A 13,575-nucleotide genomic window follows, 5' to 3' on the forward strand; every position below is an offset into this window, starting at 1 on the left:
TCACGCCACCCCAAGGTCTTGGTCGACGAGGGCGAACAGCTCGCTGTCGCTGGCCTCGTCGAGGTTGCGGAAGGCGGACTGCGCCGACCGCGCGGACTGCTCCGGGTCGCCGGTCAGCTTCGCGAGGATGGTCCGCAGGCGCAGGGTGATCCGCGCCCGGTCGTCCAGCCCGATCGCGGTGGCGATCGCGACCTCCCACTTGGCGAGGTCGGCGAGCAGCGGCTCGACCGGGTCGCCGTCGGACTCGCCGGTCACCCGGCGCAGCAGCTCGGCGGCGAGGGCGGTCGGGGTCGGGTGGTCGAACACCACCGTCGCCTGCAGGCCCTCCTGGATCAGCGCCTGGAGCCGGTTGCGCAGCTCCACCGCGGTCAGCGAGTCGAACCCGAGGTCGCGGAACGCGCGGTCGGGCTCGACCGCGGCGGTGTCCGGGTGCCCGAGCACGGTCGCGGCCTCGGACCGGACCACCTCCAGCAGGATCGCGGGCCACTCGGCGGGCGCGGCGGCGTCGAGCCGCTCGCGCAGGCCCGTGGAACCGGCGGCGGGCCCCGGCCGCCCGGGATCGGCGACCTCCGGCAGCTCGTCCAGCATGTGCCGGTGGCTGGCCAGGGTGTACACGTCGGCGAACACCGTCCAGTCCACATCGGACACCACGACGGTGCTCTCCCGGCGGGTGACCGCCTGGGTGAGCGCGGACACCGCCCGGTCGACGGCCATCGGCCGCAAACCCTGGCGGCGCAGCAGGGCGCTCGCGCCGTCGGCCATGCCGCCCTGCGCCCACGGCCCCCAGGCGATCGACGTGGCCGCCAGGCCGCGGGCCACCCGGTGCTCGGCCAGCGCGTCGAGGTGGGCGTTCGCCGCGGCGTAGGCGGGCTGGCCCGCGCTGCCCCACACCCCGGAGATCGAGGAGAACAGCACGAACGCGTCCAGCGGGGTGTCGCCGAGCAGTTCGTCCAGGTGCTGGGCGCCGGAGACCTTCGGGGCGAGGACCGCGGCGAAGTCGGCGAGGCCGACCTCGTCGAACGGGGCGAGCTGGCCCACGCCCGCGGCGTGCAGCACCGCGGTCAGCGCGGGGCCCTCCGCCGCGATCGACGCCAGCAGCGCGGCCACCGCGGCCCGGTCGGCGACGTCGCACTCGGCGACGGCCACCTCCGCGCCCAGCGCCCGCAGCTCGCCGACCAGGTCGGCGGCGCCGGGTGCGCTGAGCCCGCGCCTGCTGGTGAGCACCAGCCGCTCTGCGCCGTTGGCCGCGGCGTAGCGGGCGGCGTGGGCGCCGAGGGCGCCGGTCCCGCCGGTGATGAGCACGGTGCCCCGGGGCCGCCAGTCCGGCGCGGGCCCGGCCGGGGCGTGGACGAGCCTGCGGACGAACACCCCCGCCGTGCGGATCGCGAACGCCTCGTCGGCGATGCCGCCCGCGAGGATGCCGCGCAGCCGGGCCGCGGTCGGGCCGTCGAGGTCGTCGGGCAGGTCGACGAGCCCGCCCCAGCGGTCGGGCCGCTCCAGCCCGATGACCCGGCCGAGACCCCAGACCTGGGCTTGGATGGGGCCCGCCAGCCGCTCGGCCGCGCCGATCGAGACCGCCCGCCGGGTGAGCGCCCACAGCGGCGCGCCGACCCCGAGGTCGCCGAGCGCCTGGGCGAGGAACAGCGTGGCCGCCACGCCCGAGGCGACCGAGGGCGCCTGCGGGTGCGGGCGCTCGTCCACCGCGACCAGCGACACGACCCCGTCGATGTGCGGGTGCTCGTCCAGGACGGACCGGAGCTGCCGGACGAGGTGGGCGCGGTCGGTGCCCGCGGTCAGCTCGACCGGGATGACGGCGGCGCCGTCCTCGGCGAGGCCCGCGAGCACGGCGCGGCTCCACCGCTGCCCGCCCGCGGCGGTCACGGCCAGCCAGGTGCCCCGCAGCAGCGGCCCGGCGGGCGCGTCGGCGGCCTGCCAGCGCACCCGGTAGCGCAGGGCGTCGAGCGCGCTCTGCTCGTCCTGCCGCGCCCGCCAGGCGGACATCGCCGGGACGAGGGCGTCGAGGTGCACCCGGTCGAGGTCGAGCAGGTCGGCGAGGGTGTCGACGTCCTGGCGCTCGAAGGCGCGCCAGAGCTGGTCGTCGGCGGCGGGGGCCGCCGCGGTCCTGGCGGGCCCGGTGGTGGCGCCGAGCCAGAAGCGGCTGCGCTGGAAGGCGTAGGTGGGCAGCTCGACGGCGGACGCGCCGCGGCCCGCGAAGAAGGCCGACCAGTCGACGCCGACACCGTGGGCGTGCAGCGCGCCGAGTGCAGCGGTCAGCGTCTCCTCCTCCGCCTTGTCCCGGCGCAGCGCAGGGGCGAACACGGCGGTCTCGTCGTCGGGCAGGCATTCCTGCGCCATGGCGGTGAGCACGCCGTCGGGGCCGAGTTCCAGGAACCGGGCCGCGTCGGCCGCGATGACGCCGTCGTGGAAGCGGACCGGCCTGCGCACGTGGGAGACCCAGTAGTCCGGCGAGCACGCCTGCTCCGCGGTGAGCCGCCGCCCGGTCACGTTGGAGATGATCGGCAGACGCGGCGGGGTGAGCGCGAGGCCCGCGACGACAGCGCGGAACTCCGCCAGCATCGGCTCCACCAGCGCCGAGTGGAAGGCGTGCGAGACGGTCAGGCGCTTGACCCTGCGGCCCCGCAGCGCGAACTCCTCCGCGGCGCGGGTCACGGCCTCCTCCGCGCCGGACAGCACCACCGACATCGGCCCGTTGACCGCGGCGAGCGACACCTCCGCCAGGTCGGTGACCTCGTCCTCGGCGGCCTCCACCGCGTACATCACGCCGCCGCCGGGCAGGGCGCCCATCAGCTCGCCGCGGGCGGCGACCATCGCGCACGCGTCGTCCAGGGACAGCACGCCCGCGACGTGGGCGGCGGCCAGCTCGCCGATGGAGTGTCCGATGAGGACGTCCGGGCGCACGCCGAAGTGCTCGACGAGGCGGAACAGGGCGACCTCGACGGCGAACAGCGCCGCCTGCGCGTAGGCGGTGTCGTGCAGCAGCGCCGCGTGCTCGGGCTCGAAGACAACCTCGCGCAGCGGGACCGCGAGCGCGCCGTCCATCCGCGCGCACACCGCGTCGAAGGACTCGGCGAACACCGGGTGCGCGGCGTGGAGCTCCCGGCCCATGCCGGTGCGCTGGGCGCCCTGGCCGGTGAACAGGAAGGCGAGCGCCTCATCCGGCCGTGCCCGGCCGGTGATCGGGGCCGTGCCCGCGGTGACGGCGGCGAGGCCGATGCGCAGCTCGTCCTCGTCGCGCCCGAGGACGACCGCCCGGCGCTCCAGGGCGGACCTGGTGGTGGCCAGGGAGAACGCGACGTCCACGGGGGACAGCCCGGGGTGGGTGTCGAGGTGGGCGCGCAGGCGGGCGGCCTGCTCGCGCAGCGCCTCCTCGGTCTTCCCGGAGACGAGCCAGGGCAGGACGCCAGTGTCAGCGCCGGATTCCGGACGTGTGTCCTCATCGGACGCCTGCTCGAAGATGGCGTGGACGTTGGTGCCGCTGATCCCGAACGCGGACACCCCGGCCCGGCGCGGCCTGCCGGTCTCCGGCCACGGCAGCGCCTCGGTCAGCAGCTCCACCGCCCCGGCGGTCCAGTCGACGTGCGGGGTCGGCTTGGTGATGTGCAGGGTCTTGGGCATCACCCCGTGCCGCAGCGCCAGCACCGTCTTGATGACGCCCGCGATCCCGGCGGCGGCCTGGGTGTGGCCGATGTTAGACTTCAGCGACCCCAGGCGCAGCGGCAGCTCCCGGTCCTGGCCGTACGCGGCGAGCAGCGCCTGCGCCTCGATCGGGTCGCCGAGCGCGGTCCCGGTCCCGTGCGCCTCCACCGCGTCCACATCGGACGCGCTCAGCCCCGCGTTGGCCAGGGCCTGGCGGATCACCCGCTGCTGGGCCGCGCCGCTGGGCGCGGTGAGCCCGTTGGACGCGCCGTCGGAGTTCACCGCGGAGCCGCGGAGCACGGCGAGGACGGGGTGGCCGTTGCGGCGGGCGTCGGAGAGGCGCTCCAGCACCACCACTCCCGCGCCCTCGCCCCAGCCGGTGCCGTCGGCGGTGGCGTCGAAGGTCTTGCACCGGCCGTCCACGGCGAGGCCGCGCTGCCTGCTGAAGTTGATGAACATCCCGGGGGTGCACATGATCGTCGCGCCGCCCGCGATGGCCAGCCCGCACTCGCCCTGCCGCAGCGACTGCGCCGCGAGGTGCAGCGCGACCAGGGAGGCCGAGCAGGCGGTGTCGACGGTGACCGCGGGGCCCTCGAAGCCGAAGGCGTAGGCGATCCGGCCGGACAGCACGCTGCCCGCGTTGCCGGTCATCAGGTGCCCCTCGACGCCGTCCGGCTTGCCCGACAGGGAGCTGTAGTCCTGGTAGTTGATGCCCGCGAACACCCCGGTCGCGGTGCCCCGCAGCGACGTCGGGGCGATCCGGGCGCGTTCGAGGGCTTCCCAGGAGGTCTCCAGCAGCAGCCGCTGCTGCGGGTCCATCGCGATCGCCTCGCGCGGGGAGATCCCGAAGAAGCCGGGGTCGAACTCGCCCGCGCCGTGGACGAACCCGCCCTCGCGGACGTAGAAGGTGCCCTCCTTGTCCGGATCGGGGTCGTAGCCCGCCTCGACGTCCCAGCCGCGGTCGGCGGGCAGCACCGACACCGCGTCCTGCTCGGCGAGCAGCAGCCGCCACAGGTCGTCGGGGTCGGAGACCCCGCCGGGGAACCGGCAGCCCATGCCGACGACCACCACCGGGTCGTCGTCCTCGGCCTTGGTGGGCGCGGCAGCCGGAGCTGTGGCATTCGGGGCTGTGGCATTCGGGGCTGTGGCATTCGGGGCTGTGGCGCGCGGGGAGCCGAGCAGTTCGGCGCGGAGGTGGGCGGCGAGCGCGGCCGGGGTCGGGTGGTCGAAGACCACGGTGGAGGGCAGGCGCAGGCCGGTCGCGGCGGCGACGAGGTTGCGGAACTCGATCGCGGTGAGCGAGTCGAAACCAAGGTCCCGGAACGGCTTGCCGGACTCCACCGCGTCGGCGGACTCGTGCCGCAGCACGGTCGCGGCGCGGTCGCGCACCAGGTCGAGCAGGGCGCGGTCGCGCTCGGTGTCGGTGAGGTCGGCGAGCCGGTCCCGCAGCGACCCGGGCTCGTGGTGCTTGGTGGTCGGGTGCGGGGCGGCGTCGGGCAGCTCGTCGAACAGGGTGGTCGGCCGCACGGCGGTGAACGCGGGGCGGAAGCGGGCCCAGTCGATGTCGGCGACCACCAGCACCGGATCGGTTCCAGGAGTCGCCCTTGCCATCGCCCTGTCGAGCGCGGCGACGGCCAGATCGGGGCGCATCGGGCGGAACCCGCCGCCGCGCACCCGCCCCTCGCGCACGTCGCCGTCGGCGGCCAGGCCGTCGCCGTCCCAGGCGCCCCACGCGATCGACGTCGCGGGCAGGCCGTCGGCGGCCCGCTGCTCGGCGAGCGCGTCCAGGTAGGCGTTGGCGGCGGCGTAGTTGCCCTGCCCCGCGTTGCCGAGGGTGCCCACGGCGGAGGAGAACAGGACGAACGCGGTCAGGTCGACGCCCTCGGTCAGCTCGTGCAGGTGCCGGGCGGCGTCGGCCTTGGACCGCCAGACGGCGGCCAGGCGCTCGGGGGTCATCGCGTCGAGGACGCCGTCGTCCAGGACGCAGGCGGTGTGCACGACGGTGGTGAGGTCGGGGATGTCCGCGATCACGGCGGCGAGGGCGGCGCGGTCCGCCACGTCGCAGGCGAGCACGCTCACCGCGGTGCCCGCGCGGCCCAGTTCCTCGGCGAGTTCGGCGGCGCCGGGCGCGGCCGGGCCGCCGCGGCTGAGCAGCACCAGCTTCTCGGCGCCGCGCTCGGCGAGCATCCGGGCGGTGTGCGCGCCGAGTGCCCCGGTCCCGCCGGTGACCAGCGCGGTTCCCCGCAGGTCGCTTCGCCGCGGGCCTGCGGGGGCGAGGCGCGCCAGGCGCCTGCCGAACACGCCGGAGGCGCGGACCGCGACCTGGTCCTCGGCGCCGCCGAGGGCGCGGGCCAGGCGGGCCGCCGCCCGCTCGTCCGGCTCGGCGGGCAGGTCGACCAGGCCGCCCCAGCGCTCGGGGTGTTCGAGGGCGGCGACCCGGCCCAGGCCCCACACCGCCGCCTGCTCGGGGTCGCGCAGCGGGTCGGAGCGCCCGATGGACACCGCGCCGCTGGTCGCGCACCACAGCCGCAGGTCCGGCGCGACCGCGCCGAGTGCCTGCAGCAGCGCCAGCGAGCCGTCGCGGTCGGTGAAGGCGAGGACCGCGCGGGGTGAGCCGCCGTCCAGCGCGGTGAGCAGCGCCAGCTCGGCGTCGTCGCGGCCCGCCGTCTCGGGCAGGTCGACGCGGCGGCCGTCGAGCGCCGCGCAGGCCGCGGCGGCCCAGCGGTGCCCGGCGGGCGCGAGGACGAGCCAGCCGCCGCCCGCGGTGTCCGCCTCGGCGACCGGGCGCCACACGGTCCGGTAGCCCCAATTGTCCACAGTGGTCTTGTCGTGCCCGCGGCGGCGCCACGCCGACAGCGCGGGCAGGACGTCGCCCAGCGTGGCGGCGGGGTCGACGGCCAGCTCCCCGGCGAGCACGGCGAGGTCGCCCGCCTCGACCGCGGACCAGAAGTCCGCGTCGTCCGCGCCGGTGGCCGGGGACGGTTTGGGGGCGCTCGGCCAGAACCGCTCGTGCTGGAAGGCGTAGGTGGGCAGCTCGACCGGTCGGGCGCCGGTCCCGGCGAACACCGAGGACCAGTCCGGCCGGACGCCGTGGACGTGCAGCTGGGCGAGCGAGCCGAGCAGCCGCTCGACGCCGCCGTCGTCGCGGCGCAGCGAGCCCACCACGACCGCGGGGACATCCGCGGCGTCGATGGTCTCCTGCACGCCGACGGCGAGCACCGGGTGCGGGCCGCACTCGACCAGCGCGCGGACCCCGGCGGCGAGCGCGGCGCGGGTGGCGTCCTCGAACCTGACGGGGGCCCGCAGGCCGCGGTACCAGTACTCCGCGTCCAGCTCGGCGCCGTCGATCAGCTCGCCGGTCACCGTGGAGTAGATCGGGATGTCGCCCGAGCGCGGCCGGATCGGGGCCAGGGCCTCGCGCAGGTGCTCGCGCAGCGCCTCGACCTGCGCGGAGTGCGAGGCGTAGTCCACCGCGACCCGCCGCGCGCGGACGTCGTCGGCGGCGCAGGCGGCCAGCAGCGCGTCCAGCGCGGCGGGCTCGCCGGAGACGACCACCGACGAGGGCCCGTTGACCGCGGCGACCGACAGCCGGGGGCCGAAGGCGGCGATCCGCTCCCGCACCCGGTCCACCGGCAGCGGCACGGACACCATGCCGCCCTTGCCCGCGAGCGCGACCAGGGCCCGGCTGCGCAGCGCGACCACGCGCGCGGCGTCATCGAGTGACAGCGCGCCCGCGGCGGCGGCGGCGGCGATCTCGCCCTGGGAGTGGCCGAGCACCGCGGCGACCGGGACGCCGAAGGAGCGCCAGGTCTGCGCCAGCGACACCATCACCGCCCACACCGCGGGCTGCACGACGTCCACCCGGTCGAGGGCGGCCGCGTCGTCGAGGACGTCGAACAGGTCCCAGTCCGCGAACGGGGCGAGGGCGGCGGCGCACGCGCGCATCCGCTCGGCGAACACGGGCGACTCGCCCAGCAGGCGGCGGGCCATGCCGACCCACTGCGAGCCCTGGCCGGGGAACACCAGCGCGACCGCGTCGGCGGCGCCCGCGACCCCCTCGGCCACCGTGGCGCGGTGCCTGCCCGCGGCGACCGCGTCGAGCCCGGCGAGCAGGTCGGCGCGGCTGGTGCCGGTGATCGCCGCGCGGTGCTCGAGCGCGGGCCGGGTGGTCGCCAGCGAGAGCGCGACGTCGGCGGGCGGGAGGTCGGGCCGGTCGGCCACGTGGGCGCGCAGGCGGGCGGCCTGGGCGCGCAGGGCGGCGGGGGACGCGCCCGACAGCACCCACAGCACCGGCCGGTCGGTCCGCTCCGGCTCCGGCTCGACCTCCTCCGGCGCCTGTTCGATGATCACGTGGGCGTTGGTGCCGCTGACGCCGAAGGAGGACACCCCGGCGCGGCGCGGGCGCCCGGTCTCCGGCCAGGGGCGGGTCTCGGTGAGCAGGTCGACCGAGCCGCCTGCCCAGTCCACGTGCGGGGACGGCGCGTCGACGTGCAGGGTCTTCGGCAGGGTGCCCGCGCGCAGCGCCAGCACCGTCTTGATCACCCCTGCCGCGCCCGAGGCGGCCTGGGTGTGGCCGATGTTCGACTTGACCGAGCCGAGCAGCAGCGGGCGCTCGCGGTCCTGGCCGTAGGTGGCGAGCAGGGCGGTGGCCTCGATCGGGTCGCCGAGGGAGGTGCCGGTGCCGTGCGCCTCCACCGCGTCCACATCGGACGCGGACAGCCCGGCGTTCGCCAGGGCCTGGCGGATCACCCGCTGCTGGGCCGCGCCACTGGGTGCGGTGAGCCCGTTGGAGGCACCGTCGGAGTTGATGGCCGAGCCGCGGACGACGGCGAGCACCCGGCGGCCGTTGCGGCGGGCGTCGGCGAGCCGCTCGACCAGGATGACCCCGACCCCCTCGCCCCAGCCCGCGCCGTCGGCGGCGGCGGCGAAGGACTTGCAGCGGCCGTCGGCGGACATGCCGCGCTGGCGGGAGAACTCGACGAAGATGCTCGGGCTGGACAGCACGGTGACCCCGCCCGCGAGCGCGAGGTCGCAGTCGCCCTGGCGCAGCGACTGGGCCGCGAGGTGCAGCGCGACCAGGGAGGACGAGCAGGCGGTGTCGACGGTGACCGCGGGGCCTTCGAGCCCGAGGGTGTAGGCGATGCGGCCGGACACCACCGAGGGCGACCCGCCGATGGCCAGGTAGCCCTCGGCGCCCTCCTGGGACGCGGCGAGCAGGGCCGAGTACTCCTGTCCCCCGGTGCCCGCGTAGACGCCGGTGCGGCTTCCGCGCAGCGACAGCGGATCGATGCCCGCGCGCTCGACCGCCTCCCAGGCGGCCTCCAGCAGCAGCCGCTGCTGCGGGTCCATGGCCAGGGCCTCGCGGGGCGAGATGCCGAACAGGCCGGGGTCGAACGCGGTCGCCTCGGGCACGAACCCGCCTTCGCGGGCGTAGCTGGTGCCCGCGTGGTCGGGGTCGGGGTGGTACAGCGCGTCGGTGTCCCAGCCGCGGTCGGCGGGGAAGGGCGCGATGGCGTCAGTGCCCTCACTGACGAGCCGCCACAGGTCCTCCGGCGAGGACACGCCGCCAGGGAAGCGGCAGCTCATCCCGATGATGGCGATGGGCTCGTCGGCGGAGGCGGAGGCGGAGACCACGGCCGGGGCGGCGGCGGGCTCCGCGCCGCCGGTCAGCTCGGTGGCCAGGAGGCGGGCGAGCGCGGCGGCGGTGGGGTGGTCGAACACCACGGTCGCCGGGACGCGCAGCCCCAGCAGCAGGGTGAGCCGGTTGCGCAGCTCGACCGAGCCCGCCGAGGACAGCCCGAGGTCGGAGAAGGCGCGGCCCGGCTCGACCTCGTCGACCGACCGGTAGCCGAGGACCTGCTGGACCTGCTCGCGGACCAGCGCGAGGAGACCGCGGTTGCGCTCGGCCTCCGGCGCCCTGGCCAGCGACACGGCCAGCGGGGTGCGGTCGGTGCCGGTCCGGTCGGTGCCGGTCAGGGCCGCGGCGGGCGGGGCCTTCGGGGCCAGCTCGTCGAGCAGGCGCGTGTGGTGGGTGGCGGTGAAGAAGTAGGCGAAGGTGTCCCAGTCCAGGTGGGCGACGGCGACCGCGGTGTCGTCGTGGTCGAGGACCTGCTGGAGCCCGGCGACGCCGAGGGTGGGGTCCATCCTCGGGATGCCGTGCCTGCCCATGGCGTCGCCGATGGCGCCATCGGCCATGCCCGCCCCGGCCCAGGCGCCCCAGGCGATCGAGGTGGCGGGCAGGCCGAGGTCGCGGCGGTGCTGGGCGAGCGCGTCGAGGAAGGCGTTGCCGGGGCCGTAGTTGCCCTCCCCCGCGGCGCCGAACACGCCCGCGAGCGAGGAGAACAGCACGAACGCGGACAGGTCCAGGTCGCGGGTCAGCTCGTGCAGGGTGAGCGCGGCCCGGAACTTGGGGCGCAGCGCGGCGTCCATCCGGTCGACGGTCAGCGAGTCGACGATGCTGGAGTCGACCACGCCCGCGGCGTGGAAGACGGCGGTCAGCGGGTGCTCGGCCGGGATGTCGCCGAGCAGCCCGGCGAGGACGCCCTCGTCGGCGGGGTCGGCGGCGGCGATGGTGACCGCGGCGCCGAGGTCGGCCAGCTCGGCGGCGAGTTCGGCGGCGCCGGGCGCGGCCATGCCCCTGCGGCTGACCAGGAGCAGGTGCTCGGCCCCGGAGCGGGCCAGCCAGCGCGCCACGTGGGTGCCGATGCCGCCGGTGCCGCCGGTGACCAGGACGGTGCCCGAGGGCCGCCAGTCCCGCGCCGGGGGCGCGTCCCCGGTGCCCGCCCGGACCAGGCGGGCGGCGGTGACGCCGTCCGCGCGGAGGGCGACCTGGTTCTCGTGCGAGGCGCCCGCGAGGATGCCGGTGAGCCGGGCGTCAGGCGGCCCGTCGATGTCGACGAGGCCGCCCCAGGCGGGGTTCTCGTGCGCCACGACCCGGCCGAGGCCCCACAGCAGCGCCTGCTCGGGGTGGTCGAGCCGGTCGGCGGGCCCGGTGCTCACCGCGCGCTCGGTCACGCACCAGAGGGGCGCGGTGATCCCGGCGTCGCGCAGCCCGTGCAGCAGGGCGAGGGTGTCGGCCAGGCCCGCGGTGACGTTCGGGTGCGCCGGGCGGGTGGAGCCGTTCAGCGCCAGCAGGGACAGGACGCCGGTCACATCCGCTGTGTCGGCCAGGGAGTCGGTGAGCCGGGTGGCGAGGGCGGCGCGGTCGCCGTCGGCCTCGGTCAGCTCGACCGGGACCACGGCGGCGCCGCCTGCCTCCAGCACCGCGCGGCAGGCGCGCACGCGGTCGTCGTCGGCCATGCCCTCGGGGACCGGCAGCAGCCAGGCGCCGTGGAGCGCGGCCTGCCCGACAGCCACCGGCCGCCAGTCGATGCGGTAGCGCCAGGAGTCCACAGTAGACTGGTCGCGGTCCTTGCGGCGCCAGGCGGCCAGCGTCGGGAGCAGGGTGTGCAGCGGGGTGTCGTCGGTGACGTCGAGCAGGCCGGTGAGGGCGTCGAGGTCGGCCCGGTCGACGGCGTCCCAGAACCGGGCGGGGCCCGCGTCGCCCGCCGGAGGCGCGAACTCGGCGGTGTCCAACCAGAACCGCCTGCGCTGGAAGGCGTAGGACGGCAGGTCGACCGCTTGGCCGCCCCAGGGGGCGGACACCGCGGTCCAGTCCACCGCCACGCCGTGGACGTGGGCCTCGGCGAGGGCGGTCAGCCAGCGGGCGGGCCCGCCCTCGTCGCGGCGCAGGGTCGCCAGCACCGCGGCCCTGGCCCCGCACGCGTCGACGGTCTCGGTGATCCCGCCGGTCAGCACCGGGTGCGGGCTCACCTCCAGGAACGACGAGCGGCCCGCGGCCAGCAGGGCGCGGATGGTCCGCTCGAAGCGGACGGTCCGGCGCAGGTTGGCGAACCAGTAGTCGGCGTCGAGACCGGTGGTGTCGAGGCCGGTGGTGTCAAGGGACTGGCCGGTGACCGTCGAGTGGAAGGGGATCTCGGCGGGCCGCGGCGTGATGGGGGCGAGGTCGGCGCGCAGCCGCTCGCCGAGCCGCTCGACCTGGGCCGAGTGCGAGGCGTAGTCCACCGCGATGCCCTTGGCGCGCAGGCCGCGCTCGGCGCAGGCGGCCAGCAGCCCGGCCAGCGCCTCGGGGTCCCCGGAGACGACGGTGGAGCGCGGGCCGTTCTCGGCGGCCAGCGACAGCCCGGCGCTCCAGGGCGCGATGAGGTCGGCGACCTCGGCGGCGGGGGCGGCCACGGACACCATGGCGCCCCGGCCGGACAGCTCGGCGCCGATGGCCGCGCTGCGCAGGGCGACGACGCGGGCGCCGTCCTCGACGCTCAGCGCGCCCGCCACCACGGCGGCGGCGATCTCGCCCTGGGAGTGGCCGACGACCGCGTCGGGGGTGACGCCCGCCGACCGCCAGAGCGCGGCGAGGGAGACCATGACCGCCCAGGACGCGGGCTGCACCACCTCGACCCGGTCCAGCGGGTCGTGGCGCAGCACGTCGACCAGCGACCAGCCCACGTGCGGGGCGAGCGCGGCGGCGCACTCCTCGATCCGGGCGCGGAAGACCGGCGCGGTGTCGAGCAGGTCGGCGGCCATGCCCGCCCACTGGGCGCCCTGGCCGGGGAAGACGAACACGACCCCGCCGTGCCCGGCGTCCCCGGTGCGGCGGACCACGCCGGGCGGCGCGGCCCCCTCCGCGAGGGCGGCGAGGCCGGCGCGGAGCTCGTCGGCGTCGGCGCCGATGACCACGGCCCGGTGGTCGAGGGTGGCTCGGGTGGTGATGAGCGCGTGGCCGACGTCGACCGGGTCGAGGCCGGGACGGGCGTCGACGTGGGCGAGCAGGCGGGCGGCCTGGCCGGTGAGCGCGTCGGCGGTCTTGCCGGAGACGACCCACGGCAGCACCGAGGGCCGGGTGCCCGCGTGGCTCCGCGCCGCGGTCTCGGCCGGGGCCTCCTCGATGATGGCGTGCGCGTTGGTGCCGCTGACGCCGAAGGAGGACACCCCGGCCCGGCGGGGCTCCTCGCCCCTGGGCCACGCCCGCGCCTCGGCCAGCAGCTCGACAGCGCCCGCGGCCCAGTCGACGTGCGGGGTGGGCTCGTCGACGTGCAGGGTCTTGGGCAGGGACTCGTTGCGCAGCGCCATCACCATCTTGATGACGCCGCCGACGCCCGCGGCGGCCTGGGCGTGGCCGATGTTGGACTTCACCGAGCCCAGCCACAGCGGCCGGTCCCGGTCCTGCCCGTAGGTCGCCAGCAGGGCCTGCGCCTCGATCGGGTCGCCGAGCGAGGTGCCGGTGCCGTGCGCCTCGACGGCGTCGACGTCGCGCGGGGCCAGCCGGGCGCTGCGCAGCGCGGACTGGATGACCCGCTGCTGCGAAGGTCCATTGGGGACGGTCAGGCCGCTGGACGCGCCGTCGGAGTTGACCGCGGTGCCGCGGATGACGGCGAGCACCCGGCGGCCGTTGCGCCGCGCGTCGGAAAGCCGCTCCAGCAGGAGCATGCCGACGCCCTCGGCCCAGATCGCCCCGTCGGCCGACGCGGCGAACGACTTGCACCGGCCGTCCTCGGCGAGCCCGCCGGAAGCGGCGAAGTCGATGAACGTGTTCGGGGTGACCAGTGCGGAGACGCCACCCGCGAGCGCGAGCGAGCACTCCCCCGACCGCAGCGCCTGCCCGGCCAGGTGCAGCGCCACCAGCGACGACGAGCACGCGGTGTCGACGGTGACCGAGGGGCCTTCGAGCCCGAGGGTGTAGGAGACGCGCCCGGAGATGACGCTGCCCGCGCTGCCGGTGCCGAGGTAGGCGCCGACGCCGTCGGGAACGGCCAGGGTCCGGCCGATGTACTCGCTGTACATCGCGCCCGCGAACACGCCGGTCCGGCTGCCGCGCAGGGACAGCGGGTCGACGCGGGCGCGCTCGACGGCCTCCCAGGC

1 protein-coding gene (running past one end of the window) is annotated in these 13,575 nt (G+C 76.9%); it reads right to left on the reverse strand.

The features are described 5' to 3' along the window. Positions 1 to 13,575: the 3' portion of a type I polyketide synthase gene (locus ACTG9Q_RS12330; protein WP_455572852.1), read on the reverse strand. The gene runs 375 nt beyond the window's last position; only the last 13,575 of its 13,950 coding nucleotides appear in the window; its start codon lies beyond the right edge, outside the window — the gene reads right to left on this strand; its stop codon occupies positions 1 to 3.

The organism is Actinokineospora lacus, from assembly GCF_053813445.1.